21 protein-coding genes are annotated in these 24,118 nt (G+C 71.1%); 15 read left to right on the top strand and 6 right to left on the bottom strand.

Going from position 1 to position 24,118, the window contains the following annotated elements; genetic code table 11:
- Positions 1 to 60: 60 nt before the first annotated feature.
- From OKJ99_RS24595 to OKJ99_RS24605, 3 genes are read left to right on the top strand one after another with little or no spacing between them, the layout of a single operon-like run.
- The gene (locus OKJ99_RS24595) at positions 61 to 891 is read left to right on the top strand and encodes an enoyl-CoA hydratase (RefSeq protein WP_326019556.1); all 831 of its coding nucleotides are present in this window, start codon (positions 61 to 63) and stop codon (positions 889 to 891) included.
- The gene (locus OKJ99_RS24600; protein WP_326019557.1) at positions 888 to 2,270 is read left to right on the top strand and encodes an SLC13 family permease; all 1,383 of its coding nucleotides are present in this window, start codon (positions 888 to 890) and stop codon (positions 2,268 to 2,270) included. Before OKJ99_RS24595 ends, OKJ99_RS24600 begins: the two co-directional genes overlap by 4 nt.
- Positions 2,271 to 2,324: 54 nt before the next feature.
- A complete protein-coding gene (locus OKJ99_RS24605) occupies positions 2,325 to 2,723 on the top strand; it encodes a hypothetical protein (RefSeq protein ID WP_326019558.1) in 399 nt (132 codons plus the stop codon).
- Positions 2,724 to 2,952: 229 nt separating this feature from the next.
- On the opposite strand, the gene OKJ99_RS24610 is transcribed toward OKJ99_RS24605, so the two are convergent.
- Positions 2,953 to 3,273: a pyridoxamine 5'-phosphate oxidase family protein gene (locus OKJ99_RS24610; RefSeq protein ID WP_456115198.1), complete on the bottom strand. Its 321-nt coding sequence runs from the start codon at positions 3,271 to 3,273 to the stop codon at positions 2,953 to 2,955.
- Between the two features lie 259 nt (positions 3,274 to 3,532).
- Here OKJ99_RS24610 and OKJ99_RS24615 point away from each other — a divergent pair, with 259 nt between their 5' ends.
- A complete protein-coding gene (locus tag OKJ99_RS24615) occupies positions 3,533 to 4,447 on the top strand; it encodes an endonuclease/exonuclease/phosphatase family protein (RefSeq protein ID WP_326019559.1) in 915 nt (304 codons plus the stop codon).
- Positions 4,448 to 4,471: 24 nt separating this feature from the next.
- Here OKJ99_RS24615 and OKJ99_RS24620 read toward each other — a convergent pair whose 3' ends face one another.
- The 4 genes from OKJ99_RS24620 to OKJ99_RS24635 all read right to left on the bottom strand — a co-directional run bounded on the left by OKJ99_RS24620 (position 4,472) and on the right by OKJ99_RS24635 (position 10,473).
- Positions 4,472 to 5,677: an alkyl sulfatase dimerization domain-containing protein gene (locus OKJ99_RS24620; RefSeq protein ID WP_326019560.1), complete on the bottom strand. Its 1,206-nt coding sequence runs from the start codon at positions 5,675 to 5,677 to the stop codon at positions 4,472 to 4,474.
- Positions 5,678 to 5,713: 36 nt separating this feature from the next.
- On the bottom strand, positions 5,714 to 6,958 hold the full coding sequence (locus OKJ99_RS24625; RefSeq protein ID WP_326019561.1) for an MFS transporter: 1,245 nt from the start codon (positions 6,956 to 6,958) through the stop codon (positions 5,714 to 5,716).
- A gap of 150 nt (positions 6,959 to 7,108) precedes the next feature.
- Positions 7,109 to 8,431, bottom strand: coding sequence for an alkyl sulfatase dimerization domain-containing protein (locus OKJ99_RS24630; RefSeq protein WP_326019562.1), 1,323 nt, complete (start codon positions 8,429 to 8,431; stop codon positions 7,109 to 7,111).
- Positions 8,428 to 10,473, bottom strand: a complete 2,046-nt coding sequence (locus OKJ99_RS24635) for an acetate--CoA ligase family protein (protein ID WP_326019563.1) — start codon at positions 10,471 to 10,473, stop codon at positions 8,428 to 8,430. The genes OKJ99_RS24630 and OKJ99_RS24635 overlap by 4 nt, the downstream gene beginning before the upstream one ends.
- A gap of 111 nt (positions 10,474 to 10,584) precedes the next feature.
- Here OKJ99_RS24635 and OKJ99_RS24640 point away from each other — a divergent pair, with 111 nt between their 5' ends.
- Positions 10,585 to 11,796 carry a PucR family transcriptional regulator gene (locus tag OKJ99_RS24640; protein WP_326019565.1) on the top strand — a complete coding sequence of 404 codons (1,212 nt, stop codon included), beginning with the start codon at positions 10,585 to 10,587 and terminating at the stop codon, positions 11,794 to 11,796.
- Positions 11,797 to 11,899: 103 nt separating this feature from the next.
- Positions 11,900 to 14,611 (top strand): beta-N-acetylglucosaminidase domain-containing protein, encoded by a 2,712-nt coding sequence (locus OKJ99_RS24645; RefSeq protein ID WP_326019567.1) that lies wholly within the window; start codon positions 11,900 to 11,902, stop codon positions 14,609 to 14,611.
- Positions 14,612 to 14,668: 57 nt separating this feature from the next.
- On the opposite strand, the gene OKJ99_RS24650 is transcribed toward OKJ99_RS24645, so the two are convergent.
- On the bottom strand, positions 14,669 to 15,628 hold the full coding sequence (locus OKJ99_RS24650; RefSeq protein ID WP_326019569.1) for an ABC transporter substrate-binding protein: 960 nt from the start codon (positions 15,626 to 15,628) through the stop codon (positions 14,669 to 14,671).
- Positions 15,629 to 16,237: 609 nt separating this feature from the next.
- Here OKJ99_RS24650 and OKJ99_RS24655 point away from each other — a divergent pair.
- From OKJ99_RS24655 to OKJ99_RS24695, 9 genes are all read left to right on the top strand, one after another.
- The gene (locus OKJ99_RS24655; RefSeq protein ID WP_326019570.1) at positions 16,238 to 17,239 is read left to right on the top strand and encodes an amino acid ABC transporter permease; all 1,002 of its coding nucleotides are present in this window, start codon (positions 16,238 to 16,240) and stop codon (positions 17,237 to 17,239) included.
- Between the two features lie 325 nt (positions 17,240 to 17,564).
- A complete protein-coding gene (locus OKJ99_RS24660) occupies positions 17,565 to 18,164 on the top strand; it encodes a winged helix-turn-helix domain-containing protein (protein ID WP_326019572.1) in 600 nt (199 codons plus the stop codon).
- 13 nt (positions 18,165 to 18,177) lie between these two features.
- Positions 18,178 to 19,407: an acyl-CoA dehydrogenase family protein gene (locus OKJ99_RS24665; protein ID WP_326019574.1), complete on the top strand. Its 1,230-nt coding sequence runs from the start codon at positions 18,178 to 18,180 to the stop codon at positions 19,405 to 19,407.
- Positions 19,408 to 19,538: 131 nt separating this feature from the next.
- Complete coding sequence (locus tag OKJ99_RS24670; protein ID WP_323179740.1) at positions 19,539 to 19,640, top strand: putative leader peptide; 102 nt, start codon at positions 19,539 to 19,541, stop codon at positions 19,638 to 19,640.
- A gap of 133 nt (positions 19,641 to 19,773) precedes the next feature.
- Positions 19,774 to 20,880 (top strand): aliphatic sulfonate ABC transporter substrate-binding protein, encoded by a 1,107-nt coding sequence (locus tag OKJ99_RS24675; RefSeq protein WP_326019577.1) that lies wholly within the window; start codon positions 19,774 to 19,776, stop codon positions 20,878 to 20,880.
- 64 nt (positions 20,881 to 20,944) lie between these two features.
- Positions 20,945 to 21,742 (top strand): ABC transporter ATP-binding protein, encoded by a 798-nt coding sequence (locus OKJ99_RS24680; protein WP_326019579.1) that lies wholly within the window; start codon positions 20,945 to 20,947, stop codon positions 21,740 to 21,742.
- A complete protein-coding gene (locus OKJ99_RS24685; RefSeq protein WP_326019580.1) occupies positions 21,729 to 22,667 on the top strand; it encodes an ABC transporter permease in 939 nt (312 codons plus the stop codon). The genes OKJ99_RS24680 and OKJ99_RS24685 overlap by 14 nt, the downstream gene beginning before the upstream one ends.
- Positions 22,668 to 22,828: 161 nt before the next feature.
- Complete coding sequence (locus OKJ99_RS24690) at positions 22,829 to 23,083, top strand: hypothetical protein (RefSeq protein ID WP_326019582.1); 255 nt, start codon at positions 22,829 to 22,831, stop codon at positions 23,081 to 23,083.
- A gap of 184 nt (positions 23,084 to 23,267) precedes the next feature.
- On the top strand, positions 23,268 to 24,086 hold the full coding sequence (locus tag OKJ99_RS24695; RefSeq protein ID WP_326019584.1) for a PTS sugar transporter subunit IIA: 819 nt from the start codon (positions 23,268 to 23,270) through the stop codon (positions 24,084 to 24,086).
- Positions 24,087 to 24,118: the final 32 nt, after the last annotated feature.

Below are 24,118 nucleotides of genomic sequence, written 5' to 3' on the forward strand. Positions count from 1 at the left end.
ACCACGCCGCGCCACAAGACCTCTTCCCCCTTCGGCCCTTCGCGCGCCTAGGAGCTCCCGATGAACGCCCGCACCCGGCACACCCACACCTCCCCTCATTCCCACACCCACATCGACGACGACGGGGTCGCCACCCTCACCCTCACCGGCGCCAAGTCCCTGAACATCATCGGGACGCCCGCCGTCCGCGACCTCACCGACGCGATCACCGAGCTGCGCGCCCGCGACGACGTCCGCGTCCTGGTCCTCCGGGGCGCCGGAGACAAGGCGTTCATCGGCGGCGCCGACATCCACGAGATGGCCGAACTCACCCCGGACACCGCCAAGGTCTTCATCCGCGGCCTTCGTGATCTGTGCGAGGCGGTACGCGCCTTCCCGACGCCGGTCATCGCCCGGCTCTCCGGATGGTGTCTGGGTGGCGGGCTCGAAGTCGCCGCCGCCTGCGACCTGCGCATCGCCGACGAAGGTGCCCGGTTCGGCATGCCGGAGGTCAACGTCGGCATCCCGTCCGTCATCCACGCCGCCCTGCTGCCCCGCCTCATCGGTGTCTCGCGTGCCACCTGGCTGGTGACCGTCGGCGAGAACGTGGACGCCGTGACGGCCCACTCCTGGGGCCTGGTCCAGAAGCTCGCCCCGGTCGGCGGGTTGGACGAGGCGGTCGACGGCACCGCCCGGGCGCTGGCCGCCCTCGGCCCGGACGTCGTCAGGCAGCAGAAGAAGCTGCTGCGTACCTGGGAGGAGAGCCCACTGAGCGAGGCCATCACCGAGAGCGTCGAGGCCTTCGGACACGCCTTCTCGACCGGTGAGCCGCAGAAGTACATGACCCGGTTCAAGAACCGCAAGCGCGCGGGCCACGAGGGGAACGAGGAGCCCGGGGAGACACGGCGATGATCCATGTCCTGGCCATCGCCCTGCTCGTCGTGGCGTTCGTCCTCACCACCACGCTCGGCATCAACCTCGGCGCGCTGGCACTCGTCTGCACGCTCGTCGTCGGTGTCATGGCAGCCGGATTCCCCGCCGAGAAACTGGTGGCCGAGTTCCCGGGGGACGTCTTCGTCATCCTGGTCGGCACGACCTACCTGTTCACGATCGCACGGCGCAACGGCACCCTCGACTTCCTGATCAACTGGCTCGTCGGCCGGGTGGGAGCCCGCCCCGGCGTCGTCCTGTGGATCATGTTCGTGCTCACCGGTGGCCTCGCGGCACTCGGCTCGGTCTTCGCCGTCGCGATGATCGCCCCCGTGGCGCTCGCCCTGGCGGCCCGCTACCGCGTCTCCTCGACGGTCATGGGCCTGCTCGTCGTCCACGGCTGGGGCGCCGGAGTCCTCTCCCCGATCAGCGTGTTCGGGGTGATCGTGAACTCGGTGCTCGGCCAGGCCGGCATCACCGGCAGCCCGATGCGGGTCTTCATGGTCGGCGCGATCGCCAACACCCTGGCCGCGCTCGCCGTCTTCGTGGTCTGGCTGGCCCGCCGCCCGCTACGGACCGCCGGCCCGCAAGCGTCGACGGACGCCGCGACGGCCACGGGTTCCGGCCCACCGGCCTCCGCGCCTCCCGTGACGCCCGAGGACTCCCACACACCGGCCTCCGCACCTCTCGTAACGCCCGAGGACTCCCGCACACCGACCGGAACCCTCCTGACGAAGCAGTCCCGCACAGCGACAGCCTCCCGCCGCGACCGGTTCGGCTACGTCGCGACCCTCGCCGCCCTGCTCGCACTCGTCGTCGCGGTCGTGGGTTTCGGGGCACACATCGGACTCGCCGCACTCGCCTGCGCGTTCGTCCTGGCGCTGCTTCAGCCGGAGGTGTCCAGGTCGGCGCTGCGCGAGGTGCCCTGGGACGTCGTCCTCCTGGTATGCGGAGTCTTCACCTACATCGCCCTGCTGCAACGGATCGGGACGATCGACGCCGCCGCCGACCTCATCACCTCCTCGTCGACACCGACGATCGCCGTGCTCATCGCCTGCTACGTGGGAGCGGTCGTCTCCGCCTTCGCCTCGTCGACCGGGATCATCTCGGCGATCGTCCCGCTCATCCTGCCGGTGCTCGCGGTCTCCGACCTCAGCGCGGCGACGGTGGCCGCGGCGCTGGCCGTCGCGATGACGATCGTCGACGTGAGCCCCTTGTCGACGAACGGCGCACTCCTCGTGGCCAACGCATCCCCCGACGACCGCGACCGACTGTTCCGCCGACTGCTCGGCTACGGACTCTCCATGGCAGCCGTGGCACCGCTGCTGCTCTGGGCCGCCGTCGTGGTGGCACCCGCGTGACGGCATGCGGTGCCGGTCGTCCGTACGGGTGAAGACCGTGCGACTCCGACAACCGTGCCCACGAACGACACCGTCTTCCTCAGCATGAAGAAGAAGCTCGCTTCGATCCTGGGCGCGGCAGCCCTCGCCGCAGGCGCCGTCGCCACCCTCGCGCCCACGGCGTCGGCCGCGGACGGCTGCCGACACGACGGCAACCGTTACTGGTGCAACAACGTCGCCGGAGCCCCGGTGTACGGCACCATCGGCAACAACCACATCTACCCGGACCCCGGCACGGTGGTCGGCCACATGAACTCCAACCCCAGCTGGTTCTACTGCAAAATGGACGACCAGGACTGGGTCGGCGGACCGCACCCGACCCGCTGGCTGATGACGGTGGCGGACAACGGCCGCCTCGGCTTCATGAAGGACACCGACATCTACAGCGAGACGGATCCGGTACGGGACTGCTGATGACCGGGTAGCAGCACACCCGGGCCCGGCTCCACAGTGCGGCCCGGGTGCGCACCCGTACGGCGAGGATCAGAAGGGCAGAGAACCGGAGGATCAGTGGCGGCGTAAATGCGCTGCGCCCAGGCCGACTTGGCCTCGGCACCGGCCACGCCTCGACGTGGTGTGTCGCCTCCGGGTACGTGACGACGTAGAGAGTGCGCATGCGTGGGTGCCCCCGCCTGGCGTGCCGTCAGGACGACGCGGCCGAGTAGCTGAGGTCCTTGGCCGTGAGCGAGGTGGACCTCAACCTCAGCCACATCGTGCCGCGTTCGTCGGGCTCGTCGTACAGATACCCCACGAACCGCTCGTCCCACAGCGCCTCGTCCGCGCCCAGATAGCGGACCAGTTTGCGGCGGCCCCGGGGCACGTCGAACGGTACGAGTTCCGCCCACCCCCGGGCGATCACCTGTTGAACGCGGCCCGTCGCGACGTCGCACTCGTCCACCACGAGCGCGACGTTCGGGTCCTCCTTCACCCGGTCGAACAGCCGGACCCACGGGCCGGTCAGCACCCAGAACGCGCCGTCCTCCCACAGGAACCAAACCGGGCGGACGCAGGAGCCGCTCGCCGGCCTTGCAGCCAGCCGCTCCCCCGTGGCCGCGCCGCCCCGCGTACACCCCCCGTTCCCGCTTCACCCCAACACCCCCTGGGCACAAGGGAGTCAAGGGCCCACAGACGTCACATCCACCGCCGCCAAACGTTCACCTCCGCCTCACCCGAGCTCGCCACTGTGGGTCCCCTGCCCCGCCCCCAACACACCGGGAGGACCCATGACCGAGCACCCCCGCCTCACGCGCCGCCACGGGCTGCGTGCCGTACTCGCCGTGGCCGCGGCGCTGCCCGCCGCCGCGGCGTTGGCCACCACCGCCGCCTCGCCCGCAGGCGCCGCCACGGCGGGCCGCGGAGGGCGGTTGCACGTCATGACGTTCAACCTCCGCTACGCCTCCGACACCTCGCCCCACTCCTGGGCCGACCGCCGCCCCGTGATGCGCGACCTGCTCCGCCAGGAACGGCCGCACATCATCGGCACCCAGGAGGGCCTGTACCACCAACTCCAGGACATCCACGCCGACCTGGGCGAGCACTACGCCTGGATCGGTACGGGCAGAGCGGGCGGCAGTCGGGACGAGTTCGCCACCGTCTTCTACGACACGCGGCGGCTGCGCCCCGTCGAGTACGACCACTTCTGGCTCTCCGACACCCCGGAGCTGATCGGCTCGAAGTCCTGGGGCAACTCGGTGATCCGGATGGCCACCTGGGTGCGCTTCGCGGACCTCACCGAGGGCGGCAAGGAGTTCTACGTCCTCAACACCCACTTCGACCACCAGGTCCAGCTCTCCCGCGTGAAGTCGGCGGAGCTGATCGCCTCGCGGATCGCGGCCCTCGACACGTCCCTGCCGCTGCTGATGACCGGCGACTTCAACGTGGCCGCGCACGGCAACCCGGTCTACGACCAGCTCCTCGCCACGGGCCTCAAGGACACCTGGGACGCGGCCGCCGAACGCGGCAAGCTCTACGCGACGTTCCACGGTTACAAGCCGCTCGTCCCGGACGGCGACCGCATCGACTGGATCCTCGCCACGCCGGGCGTGACCGTGCACTCCGCGTCCATCAACACGTATGAGAAGAACGGTCAGTTCCCCAGTGACCATCTGCCGGTGCAGGTGAGGCTCACGCTCGGCTGAGTTCCGCCCCGCCGGGCAGGCGGTTCAGTCCGTCACGCGGTAGAAGCTGCGCGACACGTAGCTGGTGGCCTCCTTCGCCCGTAGGCCGCACAGTTCACTCTTGAGCTCGCGGGCCGCCGCGAGTTCGGGGGCGTCGCCGGGGGCCAGGGCCAGGAGGTCGACGACGTGCAGGGCCTCCTGCACCTGGCCCGCGTCCCGCAGCCGGGCCGCGTGGTCGAGCACCGCCTGCTTGTCCGTGATCGCCTCCGCGCGGGCCGCCGCGGCGACGGCGGGGCGCGCGGGGTGCAGGGTCGTCGGGTTCCCGTCCCACCAGCCGGTCTCGGAGCGCACGATGTCCCGGACGATGTACTCGCGGTGACCGTAGGCCTCCCGCATCCACGGGACGTCGAACAGCTCGGCGGGATAGTCGAGTTCGTGCACGATGTCGTCCGCGCACGCGCCCTCGTTGAGGCGGTCGACGACCGCGCGGCGCAGCCAGCGCAGGGCGGCCGCGGTCGCGGTGAGCTGTTCGGCGCCGCCCTCGCGGATGACCGGGCCGAACTCCGGTATCACGGTGGCGGGTTCGAGGGCGGCGAGCCGGTCGAGGGTGTCGGCCCAGCGGACGGTGTCGCGCATGGTGCGCATCGGTGTGCCGATGTTCGGGATGCCGTTGATGACGGCGGCGCTGCCGTACAGGATGCGTTCCTGCGGCAGCCACACGGCGGTCACGTCGTCGGTCTCCGAGGGGGCCCACAGTAGCCGGACGGTGCGGCCCGTGCTGCCCAGCGTGAGTGAGTCGCCGTATGTCTCGTCGGGGAAGGTCAGCGGCGGCACGGTCGGGAAGGCCTCGGAACGCCTGCGGAACTGGCGCGTGTTGATGTGGTTCTGGAGGCCGGCGGTCTCCAGATAGCGGCGGTAGCGGCGGACGACGTTCTCGTGGGCGATGACGGTCGGCCGGGGCTCCCCGCGTTCGGCTGCGGCGTCGAGGAAGCCCGGCACTCCGTAGTTGTAGCCGAGGTGTCCGTGACTGTAGACGATCCAGCGCACCGGTTTGTCCGTGTGTTCGCGCAGCCGGTCGAGGGCCCCGGGGACGACGGCCGGGGCGGGTCCCGAGTCGATGATCAGCAGCCCTTGATCGGTCTCCACGGCGAGGCTGTTGCCCTGTAGGCCGATGGTGTAGACGCCGGGTGCGACGACCTGGACCTCTCGGGAGCCGAGCAGGGGATTGTCGTCGGGCTTCGTGGTGAGCACGGGCAACGCTCCTTCTTGCGGGCGGGAGTTGGGGTATCACGGGTGGGTGCGGCCGAGGCGGCGGGCGTCGCGCTCGGGGCGTGCGAATATCACGGCGAGCAGCCCGCCGACCAGCATGAGTGCTCCGGCCGCCGTGAACGCGAGGCCGTATCCGGCGGCCGGGTCCGGTGCGGACTCGATGATGAGGCCGGTCACGTACGGCGCGAGCAGGCCGGCCGTGGTGACGATGCCTACGGTGATGGACAGGACGGAGCCGCGCTGGCGGGTGGGGGTGATCTCACTGGTGACGGTGACCCCGATGGCGAAGAGGATCCCACCCAGGCCGAACGCGACGGTGAGCAGGGCGAGTTGCGGCCAGCCGCCGGGGGCGACCGGGAAGAGCAGCATCGCGACGCCCGCGACGAGGATGCCGACCCCGCCGAGCACACCGCGGGCCATCCGGCTCGAGACTCCGCGCCGCATCAGCCACTGCGTGAACACACCCTGCGCGAGGTTGAACACGGCCGTGGCGATCCAGGGAAGCACCACCAGCGTGCCGGTGGTGGCCGGGCTGTAGCCGAGGACGGTCTCCAGGTAGGGCGGTACCCATGCGATCAGCAGTGCCAGCGCCCAGTAGGCGGCGAAGGCTCCCACGAATCCGCCCAGCCAGGTGCCGCTGAGCAGGATGCGGCGGTACGGGATGCGGGGCTCCTCGGGCACGGCCGCCGGTGTCCCGCTCGGGTGCTGGGACCCGGCGCCGGAGACACTTCCCTCCTTGCCCAGGACGGCCCACAGCAGCGCCCACACCACACCGACCGCGAACAGCGACACGAACGCCCACCGCCAGCCGAATGCCGCGATCACCGCGACGAGCAGCGGGGACGCCAGCGCCACTCCGACTCCGGGGCCGACGTTGAGCAGCGCGGTGGGCAGGCTCCGCTTCTCGTTGGGGAACCACTTGTGCACGGCGTGCATGGCGACAGGGTTGGCAGGGCCCTCCGCCGCTCCCAGCACCACGCGGCTGGCGAGCAGCACACCGAATCCGACGGGTGCGAGGACCGGCAGCATGGTCAGCGCCCACACCACGGCCATCGTCATGAGCAGCCACTTCGTGGGCACGCGGTCGGAGGCGAAGCCGACGAGGATCGCCGAGAGGCTGAAGAGGAAGTAGAAGCCGCTGGAGAGCAGCCCGTACTCGCTGGGACTGAGCCCCAGGTCGTGCATGATCGGCTTCGCCGCCAGGCCGAGGACGGCCTTGTCGAGGAAATTGATCAGCATGAAGACCAGCAGCAGGAAGGTCACGAGCCAGGCACGCCGGGGACTGCCGCACCGTGTCTCACGCGCTCGCGGTGGTGCTGGTGCTGGTGCTACGGGTGGTGTGTCGGTTCGGTCAGTCGCGGGTCGTACGGAGGGGATGTCCACGCCGGCTCTCCTTCGTCACAGGGCCCACCGTCACAGGGCCCACCGGGTACGGCCCGCGGTCCGCGCCCGCAGCTGGCTGTCGAGGTCGTCGCCCGCGAGGACGGCGCGGGACTCGGCGGCGGCCCAGGCGTAGACGCCCTTGGCCATCGTCGACGTGGCCGCCTTCTCCAGGGCGGCGAAGACGTCGGCGCGGGCCGCGTGTGCGTCCTTGTCGTCCGGGGCGGCGTCGGCGGCCAGCTGGGCGAAGTGACCGGCCAGCCGGTGCTCGCCGCGGGCGAGGAGTTCGCGGGCCCGTTCGGCGAGCCGGTCCGCGCCGCCGGTCAGCTGCGCGATCTCGCGGGACAATTCGCTGCGGCGGGCGGGCTTGAGGTGGGCGGGGTCGCCGTCGTACCAACCCCCGTACAGCCGCCAGAGGTTGCGGACGACGAACTCGGGCTCGTCGTAGGACGGCTTGAGGTACGGCTTGCGCAGCAGCTCGGCGGGTGCGGTGACCTCGTGGACGACCTCGTCCAGGGTCGCCCCGGCGTTCATGGCGGCGAGCGTCTGGTCGTGGAGGGTCTGCAGGAACTCGGCGGTGTCGGTGAGTGCGGTGCGGACGCGCTCGGCGCCGACGATCGGCACGCCGTGGCCCGGCAGCAGGATCTCCGCTCCCAGAGAGGCCATCCAGCGCAGGGCCTGCGCCCACTCCAGGGCGTACCGCTGGACCTTCTGCGGGTTGCCGGGGTTCGGCGACGACCAGATGAAGAAGTCGCCGCAGCACAGGATCCCGCGCTCGGGCAGCCACGCGATGGTGGCGTCGTCGGTCTCGCCGCGCGCGTGCCGCAGCCGTACGTCCAGGTCTCCTATACGGAGGTCGGTGCGGTCGGAGTAGGTGACATCGGGGTGGCGGTAGTCGGTGGGCCACCGGAAGTCGGGGCGCTGGAACTGGCGTTGGTTGATCACGCCGTTGTAGCCGGCGGTCGCGGCGTAGCGGCGGAAGCGCGGCGGGGTGTTCTCGTGGGCGACGACCGTGGGGCGGGGCGCGCCGCACTCGGCGGCCTCGGTGTCGAAGGGGGCCATGCCGAAGACGTGGTCGATGTGTCCGTGGGAGTACACGGCGGTGTGCAGCGGCGCGTCCGTGCGGGCCCGCACGGCGGCGTGCAGATCGCCCGCCGTGCGCTTCTCCCCGGTGTCGTAGCAGAACAGGCCGTCGGAGGTGGGGAAGAGGTAGACGTTGCCGAAGGCCGGCCACATCCACGCCCCGTCCGCGACCTCGCGCAGTCCTTCGCGGCGCAGCTCGCCGGAGTGGTAGACCTTTGTGCTTGCCTCGCCGCGCCATACGCGGTCGGCGTATGCGAGCAGGTCGTCGGTCATGTGCGGGCTCCTTCTTCCTCGTGGTGTGTGATCAGCGCGTCGACGGCGATCAGCCGGTCGCCGACGACGCAGAGCGGGTTGATGTCGACCTCTTCGATGCCGGGGTGCTCGTCCAGCAGCCGGGCCAGGGAGGTGACGGCCTGCGCGGTCGCCTCCGCGGGCGCGTCGAGTACGAAGGCGGCCCAGTCCGCGAGTTCGCGGATCTGCTCGTCGGTGGCCGGCAGCAGCAGGCCGCGGCGTGGTGCTGTGGGGTCCTCGGCGCGGTCGCCACCGGCGCCGAGCAGCAGGGCGGTGCCGTAGACCGGGTCGTGGGTCGCGCCGAGTGCCAGCTCGGCGGTGTGCTCTAGGAGGGGCTGTGCCACCAGGCGACGGTCCTGGTCGGTGGAAGCGCTCGCCAGGCGAAGCGCCAACTCCGCTGCATGCTCCGCCAGTTGTCCCTCTTCCACTCCGATCCGTACCAGGCCGTGCCGCGCGCGGTGCGGTACGTCCGCGGCGTCGCCCTTGAGGACGTAGGGGCCCCGCCGGCCGGCACTCCGGACCTCGGCGACGAGCCCGTCCGCGCTTTCGGCGGAGACGGTCGGTACGTGGGCGATGCCAACGGACTCGATCAGTGGCGCGGACCGCAGTTCGGACCACGCCCACCGCGTCGCGGCGGGCCGCTCGTGCGGCACGGCACCGACCGGCGCGGCGTCCGGGACCAGGACGCGCAGCCGCCGCAGGAACGCGCCGATGCTGCCGACCACCGTCTCCGGCATGCCCAGCCGTTCGAGTTCCCCGGACGGCGCGCACGCCCACACGAACCAGGCCGGTGTCCGCATCGCCTTCGCCGCTCGCGCGAGGCGGTGGTAGGCCTCCGGGAACAGGTCGCCGAACGTCAAGTACAGGACGACGCCGTCGAGTTCGGGGTCCTCGTCGAGTGCGCCGAGGAGGTTCTCGACGCGGTCCATCCAGCGGAACAGGTTGCCGCCGAGGTCGACCGGGTTGGCGTCGGTGGCCTCCACGCCGCCGATCGCGGCGAGTCGGCTCCGCGTCTCGGCCGACAGCGGGGGGACGCGGACGCCCATCGCCGTCAGGTTGTCGGCGAGCACACCGCCCGCGCCGCCGGACATGGTGAGGACCGCGAGCCGTGGCGCGGGCGGGAGCCGGATGCCCCGGCGGGCGCACAGCACCGCGTCCACGAGCTGGTCGTCGTCGGTCACCAGCCGGATGCCCTCCTGGCGGCACAGGGAAGCGAGCAGCAGGTGGTCGCCGGCGACGGCGGCGGTGTGCGAGAGGGCGGCCCGGCGGCCGGCGGCGCTGCGGCCCACGGTCAGCGCGACGACGGTCTTCCCTGACTGCCGGGCCTGGCGCCCCAGTTCCCGCAGCCCCTCCGCGTCGCGGACGCCCTCCAGGTACAGGACCAGCACCTCGACGTCGGGCTGCGCGAGCAGGTGGCCGCCGAGTTCGCCGACGGACAGGCACGCCTCGTTGCCGACACTGGCGTAGTAGGAGTACCCGAGGCCTGCCCGCTCCAGGAGGTCGGCGAGGACGAAGCCGACGGCGCCGCTCTGCGTGACGATCGCGACCGGGCCAGGATCCCCTCGCTCGCGGTCCAGGAACACCGTCGTCGACACCTGCACCCCGGCCGGGCGGCTCACCAGGCCGAGGCAGTTGGGGCCGAGCACCGGCATGTCGCCCGCCGCGGCGCGCAGTTCGTCCTGGAGTCGGTCGTCGCCCTCCTCTGCGAAGCCGGACGCGTAGACGATCGCCGCGCCGGCGCCTGCCTGGCGGGCCTCGCGCAGCAGACCGGGCACGGTCGCCGCCGGGGTCGCCAGGACGACCAGGTCCGGGCCGTGCCCGAGCTCCGCGAGCGATCCCACGGTCCTGACGCCCGGGAGCGTCAGTTCTCCCCTGGTGACGGCGTAGACATCACCCTCGTATCCACCGGACAGCAGCCGCTGCACGGTGATGCGCCCCCATGACAGCTCCTGGGACGCCGAGACACCCACCACGGCAATGGACTTCGGCCGGAACAGCGGCTCGCAACGCATGACTTCGGGCACCAACGGACAACTCCCTGTGGCTCGGACCACCGCGGACGGATCCCACTGTGCCGACGCGAACCACCGGGAGTAAGCGCTTGGTCACCAAGATTTCGACTACCGTGCTGTGACATGTCACAAGGGCTGTGGGACAGGCTGGAGCGGCGCATACCGACGGTGGTCGACCGCATCCTGCGCAGGTACGTGGACGGTTCCCCGCACTACCAGGGCGTCGTGACGGAGCATCTGCACCGCCACATGGCGCACACCTGCCGCGAGGGGGCCCGCCTCTACGTCCGCATGGCACGGGAACTGCGTGAGCCCCGCGACGAGGAACTGCGGCTGTTCCGCGAGCGCGCCCACGCGCGGGGCGCGGAGGGGCTTCCGGCCGCGCATTTCATGGAGGCCTACCACCTGTGCGCCGAAGAGGTGTGGCACGAGCTGACGCTGGTCGCCGACGGTGAACTGCCGCCGGAGGCGGGCGCGGTGCTGCTGCGTTGGCTGCGCCACGTGACGCGCGAGGCGCTCGACGCGCACCAGCAGGAGTTCCAGGCCGCCCGCAGCGAGGAGCGCGAGGCCAGGCGGGCGACGGTGCGGGCACTGGTGGCGGGCGAGCGGGCCACCGGGACGGCCACGCGCTTCGGCATCCGGCTCGCCGACTCCTACGCGGTGCTCGCGCTGCGGTTCGTCACGGACCACTCGGAGTCCATCGGGGACGCGCTGGGCCGCCGCCTCGCCGGGCGCCGCAAGGTGCACCGGCTCACCGAGGAGCTGTTGCGCGCCTTCAGCGACGAGGCCGGCGAAGCGGACCTGCTGACGGCCCTCGATCCGGACGGCGGGCTCGTCCTCGTCCCCTCAGATCCCGGCCGCCCGGACCACGGGCTGGAGACGGCGCGCGCCGCGCTGCCACGGGTCCGGCAGGCCACGGGGGTCGACATGACCGCCGGCTTCGCCCATGCCGGCGACCACGCCCGGATCCCGTCCGCGGCCGCGCAGGCCCGCCGCCTCCTCCCCCTTACCGTGGCCCCCGACGAGGTGGCCGTACTCGGCGACCACCTGTTCACGTACCACCTCCGCCACGAGAGCGAGGCGGTCCCGCACCTGCGCTCCCTCGTGGAGCAACTGCGCACCGAACCGGACCTGCTGACGACGGTCGGCGCCTATTTCGCGAACGACTTCAACCGTCGGCAGACCGCGCAGCAGCTCCACGTCCACCCGAACACGATCGACAACCGCCTGTCCCGCGTCGACGCGCTGACCGGCGTCAACCCCCGCACGGCACAGGGGCTGTTGGTCCTCGGAGCCGCGATGGGGGTCGGCGGAGCGGAGCACCTGGATGCGTGAAATTGCTCGAACTCCCGCTTCTTCACGCAACATTGACACCTCGTCATCAGAGTGGTCTAGTCCGCTAGAGCATGTTGTATGTGCCCACCGTGGAGGTTCACTCATGTTCCGCCCGAAGCACAGATCCCGCAGGACGCCGCTCATCGCCGTCCTCGCCGTGGCGGCCCTGGCCGCCGCTCCCCTCACGTTCGGCTCGGGCCCGGCCAGCGCCGGGTCGGGGTCCGGGCCCGATGGGGGCGCACCCACCATCACCCCGGCCCCGCACAGCGAGCGGCAACGCTCCGACCGGGTCACCATCACCCCCGCCGTCACGGTCGTCACCGGCGCGAAGTCCGACCCGGCCGCCGTGAAGCTGACCACCGCCGTACTGAAGGCGGCCGGCGCGCGGGACGTCACCACCGCACAGAAGGCCCCCGCGGGCTCCGGTTCGCTCGCGGTCTACGTCGGCGGGCCGTCCGAGAACCCGGCCTCCGCGGGCGCGCTCGACGCCCTGCGCACCGACGGTCCTGCCGGGCTCGCCGCCGAGGGCTACGTCCTCGCCATGGGCGGCAAGGGCGCGGGCCGCATCGTGCTGTCCGGCGCCGATCCGACCGGCACGTACTACGCGGCGCAGTCGCTGCGCCAGGTGCTGCCGCACCGCGAGGTCCCCGGCGCCACCGTGCGCGGCCTTGCCGTGCGCGACTGGCCCGCGACGCCGGTGCGCGGTGTCATCGAGGGTTTCTACGGCACCCCGTGGTCGCACGAGGCGCGCCTGGACCAGCTCGACTACTACGGCGCGCACAAGATGAACATCTACGTGTACTCGCCGAAGGACGACCCGTATCTGCGCGCCAAGTGGCGCGACCCGTACCCGGCCGAACAGCTGGGCCAGATCGAGGAGTTGGTGGGCCGGGCGCGGGCGAACCACGTCGAGTTCACCTACGCGCTCTCCCCCGGCCTGAGCGTCTGTTACAGCTCGGACGACGACCTCAAGGCGCTCACCGACAAGTTCCAGACGCTGTGGGATATCGGGGTGCGGCAGTTCGCGGTGCCGCTGGACGACATCAGCTACACCGACTGGAACTGCGACGCGGACAAGGCGAAGTGGGGCACCGGCGGCGGCGCCGCCGGTCAGGCGCAGGCCTATCTCCTTAACCGCGTCAACCAGCAGTTCATCAAGACCCATGACGGCGCGCTGCCGCTGCAGATGGTGCCGACGGAGTACTACAACACCACCTCCACGCCGTACAAGACGGCGATCGCCGGGCAGCTCGACAAGGATGTGCTCGTCGAGTGGACGGGCGAGGGTGTCGTGGCGCCGACGATGACGGTGGCTCAGGCGAAGCGGGCCAAGGAGGTCTTCGGGCACGCGATTCTGACCTGGGACAACTATCCCGTGAACGACTTCGCGACCGGGCGTCTCTTCCTCGGCCCGTTCAGCGGTCGCGAGAAGGGGCTCGCCGAGGAGCTGGCCGGGATCACCGCCAACCCGATGATCCAGCCGTACGCCTCGAAGCTCGCCCTGCACACCGTCGCCGACTACACGTGGAACGACTCGGCGTACGATCCCGACGCCTCCTACCGCGCCGCCGTCGACGAGACGGCCGGCGGGAACGCCAAGGTCGCGCGGGCGCTGCGGGCGTTCACGGACGTCAACCACAGCTCGCGGATGGACTCCGCGGAGGCGCCGGAGCTGGCGAAGCTGATGCAGGGGTACGCGGACGGTTCGGTCCAGGCGTCCCGGCTGACGGCGGCGTTCGCGGCGCTGCGGGACGCACCGGCGACGATCCGCGGCGGCGTCGAGAAGGGCTTCGTCGAGGATTCCGGGCCGTGGCTGGACTCCGCGGGGGCGTGGGGCAGGGCCGGGGTCGCGGCGGTGCGGATGCTGGAGGAGCAGCGCGCCGGGCACGCCGACGCGGCCTGGACGCTCCGTCAGCAGCTGCCCGGACTGGTCGCCGAGGCGAAGTCGTTCCGGTACACCGACCTCAATGGCAACAAGGTCCCTGTGGTCGTCGGTGAGGGTGTGCTAGAGCCGTTCTTCGCGAAGGTGCGGGACACCTCCAACAAGGACCTCGGCCTGCCGCCGCAGCCGACCGGCACCACCAAGTTGCCTGTCTACAACGGCAATACGGCCGACCGGATGACCGACGGCGACGACTCCACGTACTTCTGGAGCAGCCGGTCGCCGAAGTCGGGCGAGGGTGTCGGTGTCGACCTGGGCGGTGAGCAGCCGCTCGGCTCGGTGTCGGTGGCCATGGGCAAGTCCGGCAGCACCGAGGACTACCTGCACAAGGGTGTCCTGGAGTACTCCTCGGACGGCACGACGTGGCACGCGCTGGGCGCGGAGTTCAGCGGGAAGGCGACGTGGACGGCGGACGCTCCGAGTGGCACGACCGCCCGGTACGTACGTGCCCGCGCGACGGCCGACCAGACGAGCTGGCTGGTCGTCCGCGAGTTCACGGTGGCGCGGACGGACCGTCCGACGGTGAGTGGCGGCCCGGCCGCGGCGAACGGCAGCAGCCTTGCCGCCGCGGCGGACGGCGTCCCCGAGAACGCCTACCGTGCCGCCTCCGCCCCGGCCTCGGGTGACGCGCTCGCGGTGACGTACCCGGCGCCGCGCTCCGTGTCCTCGGTGACGGTGCTGCGCCCGGACGACGCGAGCGCCTCGAAGGCGCGGGTGCAGCTGCGCGTCGACGGCACGTGGCAGGACCTCGGGCCGCTCGACGGCTCCGTCACCGCCCTGCCCGCGCCCGCCGGGACGAGTGCGGACGCGGTGCGGCTCGTGTGGGCCGACGGTTCGGCCGCGCCCGTGGTGAGCGAGGTGATCACCAAGTAGGCGCGGTGCCGTGAACAGGGCGGGTGCGGGGAGCCATTGCCGGGTCCCCGTACCCGCTCAGGTGTGCTCGGGCGGGTTGATCCGTGATGTCTCGATCGCGGACTCGGACGTACCCCACTTCTTCAGGATCCGCTCGTACGTCCCGTCCTTGATCAGCTCGTTGACGGCGGCCTGGAACGCCTTGGTGAGCCGGGAGTCCTTCTTGAAGGCGAAGCCGACGTCGAGCCGGTGGAACTCGCCGAGGAAGGTGGTCCCCGATGCGGTCTTGCTCGCCTGGTGGCGCAGGCCGTTGATGGTCGACATGATCACGTCGATGCGGCCCTGCTGGATCGCGGTGAGGGTGGCGCCGTTGTCGGAGAAGACCTGCACGTCGTAGGGCTTCTTGCCCGCCTTGGTGCAGCGTGCCTTCTGCGCGTCGAGGGTCGCTTCGAACGTGGTGCCCGCGCCGACGCCGATGTTCCGGCCGCAGAGCTGCTTGAGGTCGGTGATCTTCTTGCCGAACGAGGTGTCACCCGTCTTGACCGCGAAGCCCTGGCCGTCGTTGATGTAGGTGACGAAGTCGATGGTCTTCAGACGCTCCGCGGTGACACCGAAGTTGCCGGTGCCGAGGTCGTACTTGCCGCTCTCCAGGGCCGGGAGGATCGTCTCGAACGAGGCGTCCTGGCGCCGGAGTTGAATGCCGAGCACCTTGGCCGCCGCGTCGGCGAGGTCGATGTCCTCGCCCACGGGCTTCTTGCCGGTGCCGTTCGGGTAGTACGCGGCGGGCGGGCCTCCGGTCGAGCTGCCGATGCGTAGCGTGCCCTTCTTGCGGACGTCCGCGGGCAGCAGCTTGGCGGCGGAGTCCACCTTGCGGACGGCGGCGACGGGATTGCCGGTCGGCGCGGCGGCGGCCTGCGCGCCCGCCCCGGCCGCGCCGTCGGTGTCGGTGTCGCCCGAGCCGCAGGCGGTCAGCGCGAGGAGCGGCAGCAGGACGAGGGCGGCGAGGCGCGGTCGGGTTCTGGTCCCGGACAGGTTCACGGGTCGGGAGCCTTTCAGGTGTGCGAACAGTGCGCGGGGCACCGCAGGCATGTCGAATGACGGCCCGTCGGCAAGGAGGGCGACGGGCCGGGACAGGTGTGACGACGTCGAGCATCGTGAGGTGTCACGAGAGGTCGTGACATGAGGACTCGCGGCAGCGCGCGTCAGGAAGAGAGCTCGGCCCGCGACGGGGTCACCGAGGGAGGGAAGGGCCGGTCAGAGGGCCCGCTGCCGCTTCAGGCGCAACACGCCGCGGACCACACCCGACCGAAGTCGATGTGGTCACGCGAGACCAGGCGCTGGGCAGTCATGCGGACAATTGAGCAGTACATCCAGCTGTTCGTCAAGCCGCGGACGGCCGGTGTCCGGATGCCGGATGCCCTCGACTCGGCGGCGTCCGGGCGCTGTTGACACATCCGCGTGGCGGGCACATACGATCGACGGCGGACCGGCCCCGCCGTGCGCGGCGGCCGCTCCGGTCGCGTTGAGGGACGCGGCGCATGTGACGACGCCGAGCCCCGGCCCCACTCCGTACCCGCGAGTGCCGCCGGGCGTTCTCACCTACGCCTTGAGCACCCATGCCCGCGATCCCTCTCCGGAGAACCCCCGATGACCACGTCGTCCTACGTAGAACCCTCCCCCGCCGCACCGCCCGAGGAGTCGACGAGCGCCCCCGACCGTCCCAGGATCGTGCCGCGCCGGCACCTCGGCCGCTGGGCGTCCGCCGCCGTCGCGCTGCTCGTCTTCGCGATGGTGCTGAACTCCGTGGTCCGCAACGACGCCTTCCAGTGGGCGGTGGTGGGCCACTACTTCACCACCTCCGCCGTGCTCGACGGGCTGCTCCTGACGGTGTGGCTGACCGCGGCGGTGATGGTGCTCGGGTTCCTGCTCGGCACCGTCCTCGCGACGATGCGACTGTCGGCCAACCCGGTGCTGCGCACGTTGAGTTGGGGCTATGTGTGGATCTTCCGGTCCACGCCGCTCCTGGTGCAGCTGCTGTTCTGGTTCAACATCGGAACCCTGTATCCCACGCTCGGGATCGGCATCCCGTTCGGCCCGGAGTTCATCACGGTCAAGACGGTGAACCTGTTCGGTCCGACCCTCACCGCCCTGATCGGCCTGACGCTGCACGAGACCGCGTACGCCGCCGAGGTGGTACGCGGCGGCATCCTCTCCGTGGACTCCGGACAGACCCTGGCCGCCCAGGCGCTCGGCCTCAGCAGGCGCCGCACGCTGCGCCGGATCGTCGTCCCGCAGGCGATGCGCTCGATCGTGCCGACCGCGGGGAACATGCTGATCGGCACCCTGAAGGGCACGAGCATCGTCAGCGTGCTCGCCGTGCACGACCTGCTGTACTCGGCGCAGCTCATCTACAACCAGACATACCAGGTCATTCCCCTGCTCATGGTCGCCACGCTCTGGTACATCGCGGTCACCAGCGTGCTCAGCGTGGGGCAGTACTACGTCGAGCGGCACTACGCGCGGGGCGACTCGCGGACGTTGCCACCCACCCCGCTTCGGCGACTGCGCGGCCGATTCGACGTCGTTCGCGCCCGGTTGAGCCGGGTGACCGCGGCCGACGCGCACCCCAAGACCGGCCGCGGCCGGTGAGCCGCACCCTCGCCACGACGGGCCTGGGAGGCCGTCCGCCTCTCACCATGCGAGACGTTCCCCACGTTCCCTATCGAATTACTAGGAAATACTTGACCGGCCCGGCACGGGCGCACAGGATGAGGCACATGTCCCGTACGCAGCAGCGACTCGTTCGTCGTCGGCATGTCGACTTTGGTCACGTCGCCAGCGCCGCGTGCTGTCGCGCGTAAGGCACCCGGCCCACAGGCCCACCCGTGCCGCTCCGCGCGCCAATTCCCAGGTCACCAGGGCAGGTTCACCCACCGCGCCCGGTGACCCGACACACCACCGAGGGACAACCGCCATGACCACGGCACCGCAGACCCGGACCACCCACGCCACCGCGCCACCCTCCGACGCCCGCCACCTCAGCCTCGTCCGCGACGCCCCGCGGCACGCCGGCGGTCAGCTCTCCTCCGTCCCGATGGTCGGATATCTGCTGCTCGTCCCGGAGGGCACCGACCCCGCCGAGCTCTTCGCCGAGGGCAGGCCCCGGCCCGAGATCCGGCCGGTCGACCCCGCGGACCCGATCCCGGCCCTGCCGGCCGCCGCACAGCCGGCGGCGGTGGACGACGTCATCCGCATCGACCCGGTGCGGCACGTGGCCGAGCTGGAGGGTCGTGAACTCGACCTCACCTACCTGGAGTTCGCGCTCCTCGCCCACCTCGTGAAGCGCCCCCACCACGTGCTGACGCGCGAGTTGCTGGTGACCGCCGTCTGGGGCTACGACCACGTCGGTGACGGCCGCACCGTGGACGTCCACATCGCCCGGCTGCGGCGCAAGCTGGGCAGGGCCCACCGCCAACGGATCGTCACCGTGCGACGCGTGGGCTACAAGTACGTCCCCGAGCGGCGACCCGACGGGCAGGAGAGCCCGGACTCCACCCCCTGCCACCGACCCTGAGGAGATCACCACCATGGGCCCTGCCACCGCGTCGCCCCGCCCCACCTCGGCCCACGACCGGACCGGGTCCGACCGTCCGTACTGGCTGCGGGTGGCCCGCGAGGTGGCGGACGATCTCGCCACCGACGCGGTCGCCAGGGAGCAGGCGGGCAAGGCCCCCGTCGACGAGGTGTCCCGGCTGCGCGAGGCGGGTCTGCTGACACCGCCGGCGGCGGCCGAGACCGACGGAGGCGGCTGGGACTGGGCCGCCGCCCTCGCCGTCGTCCGCGAGATCGCCGCGGCGGACGGTGCGATCGGCCAACTCCTCGGCTGCCACTACTTCTTGGCAGGCAGTTCCCGGTTCTTCGCCGGGCCCGCGCTCGCCGCGCAGATCGAGGAGCGGTCCGCGGCCGAGCAGTGGTGCTGGGGCGGCGGATTCGCCCGCCAGGAGCCCGCGCTGACGCTGACCAGGAGCTCCGGCGGGCTGGTGCTGAACGGTCGGCAGGACTACACGACCGGGGTCCTGGCCGCCGACCGGATCGCCGTGCGGGCCGTGCGGGCGGACACGGGCGCGCCGCTCGCCGTCGTGGTGGACGCCGACCGCCCCGGTGTCGTGATCGACGCCGCGGCGGACACCTTCGGCCGGCGACTCGCGGCCGGCGGCAGCGTGGAGTTCGACGACGTGGCGGTCGCCGCCGACGAGGTGCTCGGCCCGCTCTCCGCGGACGAGGACTTCCTGCCGCCCCGCACCGCCCTGGCGTCGCCGGTCGCCCACCTCGTCTCCGTCCAGGTCCTGCTCGGCACGGCCGAGGGAACCCTTGCAGAGGCCCGCGAGTACAGCAGGACGGGCCAGACACCCCTGCATCCGGCCTGGCCGGTCGGCAGCCCGCACGACCCTCAGGTGCTGACCACCTACGGGGAGCTCACCGTCCTCACCCGCTCCGCGTCGGCGCTCGCCGACCAGGCGCTGGGAGCCGTACAGGCCGCGCTGGCACTCGGCGACGAGCTCGCCTACGACGAGTACGCGGAGGTCGCCGCCCTCGTGACCATGGCGGAGACCGCCGCCTCAAGGGCCGCCCAGGAGTCCACCACCCGGGCCCTGGACATCGTCGGCCCACGCGCCGCCTCCGCACGCCTCGGCTTCGACCGCTTCTGGCGCAACGCCCGCACCCACACCCTGTACGAGCCGCTGGGGCACCAACTCCGCGACATCGGCGACTACTTCCTCAATGGTGCGCAGCCTCCGTTCGCCCTTCCCGCCTGAGGGTTTTCACTCCGTTCTCGAAATACGAGACGGGTATGTCCATATAATGAACACCCTCTTGGGGTGAGCGCTTCCTTCTGCCACGATCCCTATCTGTCAGGTAGGAAAACTGGGGAAGTCAGGGGGTGGCCATGCGAACGCTCAGCCGCGCGGACCTGTCGCGCCTCCTGCTGACCTCGCGCCGCCACATCGACCTCGGCCGCACGTCCAGCGCCATCTGTCGGGCCGCCTGAGCCGTCTCCGTCCGCCGGGCCGCCCGAGGCCGCCCGCGTGGCGACGGCCCGCGGCCGGCCGCAAACCGGCCTCCGGTCCCACGGCGCCCCGCGCGCCTCCCCTGAATCACCCATTTCCCGAGAGGACACCTCCGTGTCTGCCGCACGCCCTCGCACCACCCTGCGCACCCTCGCCGCCGTAGCAGCACTCCCCCTCCTGCTGACCGCGTGCGGCTACGGGTCCGAGTCGAACGACGACGGCGGCCAGGCCAAGGCCGCGTCGGGCGCCAAGAAGCTCTCCGCCGACTCGGTGAAGATCGGCTACTTCCCCAACCTGACGCACGGCACCGCCCTGGTGGGCGTCCAGAAGGGCCTGCTGCAGAAGGAGCTCGGCGGCACCCAGATCAAGCCGTCGACCTTCAACGCCGGCCCCTCCGAGATCGAGGCGCTCAACGCCGGGTCCATCGACATCGGCTGGATCGGCCCCTCCCCCGCCATCAACGGCTACACCAAGTCCCAGGGCAAGTCCCTGCGGATCATCGGCGGTTCAGCCTCCGGCGGCGTGAAGCTGGTCGTCAACCCGAAGAAGATCAAGTCCCTGGACGACCTCAAGGGCAAGAAGATCGCCACGCCCCAGTTCGGCAACACGCAGGACGTCGCGTTCCTCAACTGGATCGCGGAGAAGGGCTGGAAGGTCGACGCCCAGAGCGGCAAGGGCGATGTCTCCGTCGTCCGTTCGGACAACAAGATCACGCCGGACGCCTACAAGTCCGGCTCCATCGACGGCGCCTGGGTGCCCGAACCGACCGCGTCCAAGCTCGTCTCCGAAGGCGGCAAGGTCATCCTCGACGAGGCCGACCTGTGGCCCGACAAGAAGTTCGTGATCACGAACATCATCGTGTCGCAGAAGTTCCTCAAGGAGCACCCGGACGTCGTCGAGGCCGTGCTGCGCGGCTCGGTGAAGACCAACAAGTGGATCAACGCCAACCCGGAGAAGGCCAAGGCCTCCGCCAACGCGGCGCTCCAGAAGCTGTCGGGCAAGGCGCTGCCCGCCAAGGTCATCGACCCGGCCTGGAAGTCCATCGACTTCCTCGACGACCCGCTGGCCTCGACCCTCGACAGCGAAGCGAAGCACGCGGTGAAGTCCGGGCTCCTCGAGCAGCCGGACCTCAAGGGCATCTACGACCTCAAGCCGCTCAACAAGGTCCTCAAGGCCGAGGGCGAGGACGGGGTCGACGACGCCGGCCTCGGCACGAAGTAACGCCCCATCGAACCGGGCGAGTCGACGATCCGACGCGTCGACGAGCCCTCAGGAGGTGACGCCCATGGCCACCACGACACCCAAGTCGGCCGAGGCCGTCGAGACGGTGACACACGCAGCGCGTATCGAGCATGTCTCGAAGTCCTTCCCCGCACCGGGCACGCCCGGCGGACAGCAGCTCGTCCTGGACGACATCACACTCGATGTCGCGCCGGGTGAGTTCGTCACCCTCCTGGGGGCCTCGGGCTGCGGCAAGTCCACCCTGCTCAATCTGGCCGCCGGCCTCGACCTGCCGTCCGCGGGCTCCATCGCCACGGACGGCAGGCCCGCCCTGATGTTCCAGGAGCACGCGCTGTTCCCGTGGCTGACCGCGGGCAAGAACATCGAGCTGGCGCTGAAGCTGCGCGGCGTCGCGGCGCAGGAGCGGCGCGCCGAGGCGGAGCGGCTGCTCGACCTCGTGCGCCTGAGCGGCGCGCACGGCAAGCGGGTGCACGAACTGTCCGGCGGGATGCGCCAGCGCGTGGCACTCGCCCGTGCGCTGGCCCAGGACAGCCGGCTGCTGCTGATGGACGAGCCGTTCGCCGCACTCGACGCGATCACCCGCGACGTGCTGCACGACGAGCTCACCCGCATCTGGCAGGAGACGGGTGTGTCGGTGCTGTTCGTGACGCACAACGTGCGCGAGGCGGTGCGCCTGGCCGAGCGCGTCGTCCTGATGTCGTCCCGCCCCGGCCGCGTCGCCCGGGAGTGGACCGTCGACCTGCCGCGGCCCCGGCGCCTGGAGGACACCGCGGTCGCCGAACTGTCGACCGAGATCACCGAAGAACTGCGTGGGGAGATCCGCCGCCATGGCCGCCACTGACAATGCCGCCACCCTCGACGCAGAGGTGACGAAGGACGGCTCCCCGGCGCCCGGCGAGCCCCGGCGCCCGAGCGATCTGGCGGGTCTGGAGGCCGGGCTCGACGCACTGGACTCGGTCCAGACCGTCCGTACGCCGCTGCGCGAGACACTGCGCCGCAAGGTGCTGCCGCCCCTCACCGCGGTCGCGGTGGTGCTGGTGGTCTGGCAGGTGCTGGTGTGGGCGGGGGTCGTCCCCGACTACAAGCTGCCCTCGCCGTCCGATGTGTGGGACGAGGTGCGCACGGCCTGGCTCCAGGGCACGCTCCTCGACTCCATCTGGACGTCCGTGTCACGCGGCCTGTTCGGCTTCCTGCTCGCCCTCGCCATCGGCACACCACTCGGCCTGCTGGTGGCCCGGGTACGGTTCGTGCGCTCGGCCATCGGCCCGATCCTGTCGGGTCTGCAGTCCCTGCCGTCGGTGGCGTGGGTGCCGCCCGCCGTGATCTGGCTGGGCCTCAACGACTCGATGATGTACGCCGTGATCCTGCTCGGCGCGGTCCCCTCGATCGCGAACGGCCTCGTCGCGGGCGTCGATCAGATCCCGCCGCTGTACCTGCGCGCCGGACAGACCCTGGGCGCGACCGGGCTGCGCGGGGCCTGGCACATCGTGATGCCGGGCGCGCTGCCCGGGTATCTCGCCGGTCTGAAGCAGGGCTGGGCCTTCTCGTGGCGCTCGCTGATGGCCGCCGAGATCATCGCCTCGTCGCCCGACCTCGGCGTCGGCCTCGGCCAGTTGCTGGAGAACGGCCGCAACAACAGCAGCATGTCGCAGGTGTTCCTGGCCATCCTCCTGATCCTTCTCGTCGGGATCGCCATCGACCTGCTGATCTTCAGCCCGCTGGAGCGCCGGGTGCTGCGGGGGCGGGGGCTGCTGGTGACCCGCTGACGAGAAAGGGACTCCCGGTCGACCCGACCCGCCGGTCATGGGGCCGACCAGGGGAACACGTTGCTGCACGCGGGTGTCTTGAGGCGGCCCGAGGTGCGCTTCGAGCCGCGGTCTGCTGATGTTTTAAGTGATCACTTGATCCCTCTCAGAAGGAGAAGTTCATGGTGCGTCGCATCGCAGCCGCTGCCGCCGTCGCCGCGGTGGCCGGGTTCCTGGCCGCGGGTCCCGCAGTCGCCGACGTCGACGACAGCCGTCACGACGTCGGCCACGTGTGGGACAACGCCGGGGTCGCCGGCCAGGAGTTCGTCAACGTGGGTGGCAGCAACGGGGTCACCGTCTCTAACTCGGCTGCCGCCCACCACAACGTCGGCGCCTGGAAGCACCACCACCGGTGGATCGACTACGCCGGTCGCTGAGGTCACCCGGGGGGCTCAGGCCCTGCGCGTGATGCATGACGCATGACTCAGGCGGTCCCGCTCCGGCGGGGCCGCCTCCGCGTGTGCCCGGCCCCGACGGGCGCACGGAGGAACCTCATAACGAAGGTGTGTTCACCCGGCGTGTCGTGCTGACACGGGCCCGCCGCTCGGGACCACTGCTCGTATGAGTGAACTGAGCGATCTGATCCCCGTCGAGGCCATCCGCCTCGACGTGGCCGCCCCCGACTGGCAGGCCGCCGTGCGCACCGCCGGTGACCTGCTCGTCTCCACGGACGTCAGCACGGACACGTACACCGAGGAGATGCTCCGCAACGTCGAGGAGAACGGCCCCTATATCGTCATCGCGCCCGGCTTCGCCTTCGCGCACGCCCGGCCCTCCCCCGCCGTCCGGCGTACGGGCATGTCATGGGTCCGGCTCTCGACGCCGGTGAGCTTCGGGCACGAGACGAACGACCCGGTCCACCTCGTCGTCGCCCTCGCCGCCGAGGACGCCGGGGCACACACCCAGGCGATGGGCGCCCTCGCCCGCCTGCTCGCCGACCCGGACACCTCCGCGGCCCTCGACCGCGCGCCGACGCCCGAGGCCTTGCGGCAGATCCTCGTGGGGGACCCGGCGGACCCGACAGACACGGCACCGGAGCCGGAACCGTCCGACGCCACAACCGCACGGCCCGCCTCCAAGGGCTCAGGACACGGCATGCACAAGATCCTGACCGTGTGCGGCAACGGGGTCGGCACGAGCCTGTTCCTCAAGTCGACGCTGGACAAGGTGCTCGACCGCTGGAAGTGGGGCCGGTACATCACCACCGAGGCGACCGACACCATCTCCGCGAAGGGCAAGGCGTCCGAGGCGGTGGCCATCATGACCTCGCGGGAGATCGCGCGGACGCTCGGCGACGTGGGGATTCCGGTGCGGGTGATCGAGGACTTCACCAGCACCAAGGAGGTGGACGCGGCGATGCGCGACCTCTACGACGTCTGATCCCCCGCCCCCACCGCTCCCCTCCCCAGGAG

This window comes from Streptomyces endophyticus (assembly GCF_035798155.1).
Classification (GTDB): Bacteria; Actinomycetota; Actinomycetes; order Streptomycetales; family Streptomycetaceae; genus Streptomyces; species Streptomyces endophyticus.

Excerpts from the sequence above, each read along its gene's own strand:
- OKJ99_RS24595 (WP_326019556.1), top strand. The coding sequence starts at position 61 with ATGAACGCCCGCACCCGGCACACCCACACCTCCCCTCATTCCCACACC.
- OKJ99_RS24600 (WP_326019557.1), top strand. The coding sequence starts at position 888 with ATGATCCATGTCCTGGCCATCGCCCTGCTCGTCGTGGCGTTCGTCCTC.
- OKJ99_RS24615 (WP_326019559.1), top strand. The coding sequence starts at position 3,533 with ATGACCGAGCACCCCCGCCTCACGCGCCGCCACGGGCTGCGTGCCGTA.
- OKJ99_RS24630 (WP_326019562.1), bottom strand. The coding sequence starts at position 8,431 with ATGACCGACGACCTGCTCGCATACGCCGACCGCGTATGGCGCGGCGAG.
- OKJ99_RS24640 (WP_326019565.1), top strand. The coding sequence starts at position 10,585 with ATGTCACAAGGGCTGTGGGACAGGCTGGAGCGGCGCATACCGACGGTG.
- OKJ99_RS24645 (WP_326019567.1), top strand. The coding sequence starts at position 11,900 with ATGTTCCGCCCGAAGCACAGATCCCGCAGGACGCCGCTCATCGCCGTC.
- OKJ99_RS24655 (WP_326019570.1), top strand. The coding sequence starts at position 16,238 with ATGACCACGTCGTCCTACGTAGAACCCTCCCCCGCCGCACCGCCCGAG.
- OKJ99_RS24660 (WP_326019572.1), top strand. The coding sequence starts at position 17,565 with ATGACCACGGCACCGCAGACCCGGACCACCCACGCCACCGCGCCACCC.
- OKJ99_RS24665 (WP_326019574.1), top strand. The coding sequence starts at position 18,178 with ATGGGCCCTGCCACCGCGTCGCCCCGCCCCACCTCGGCCCACGACCGG.
- OKJ99_RS24670 (WP_323179740.1), top strand. The coding sequence starts at position 19,539 with ATGCGAACGCTCAGCCGCGCGGACCTGTCGCGCCTCCTGCTGACCTCG.
- OKJ99_RS24680 (WP_326019579.1), top strand. The coding sequence starts at position 20,945 with ATGGCCACCACGACACCCAAGTCGGCCGAGGCCGTCGAGACGGTGACA.
- OKJ99_RS24685 (WP_326019580.1), top strand. The coding sequence starts at position 21,729 with ATGGCCGCCACTGACAATGCCGCCACCCTCGACGCAGAGGTGACGAAG.
- OKJ99_RS24690 (WP_326019582.1), top strand. The coding sequence starts at position 22,829 with ATGGTGCGTCGCATCGCAGCCGCTGCCGCCGTCGCCGCGGTGGCCGGG.
- OKJ99_RS24695 (WP_326019584.1), top strand. The coding sequence starts at position 23,268 with ATGAGTGAACTGAGCGATCTGATCCCCGTCGAGGCCATCCGCCTCGAC.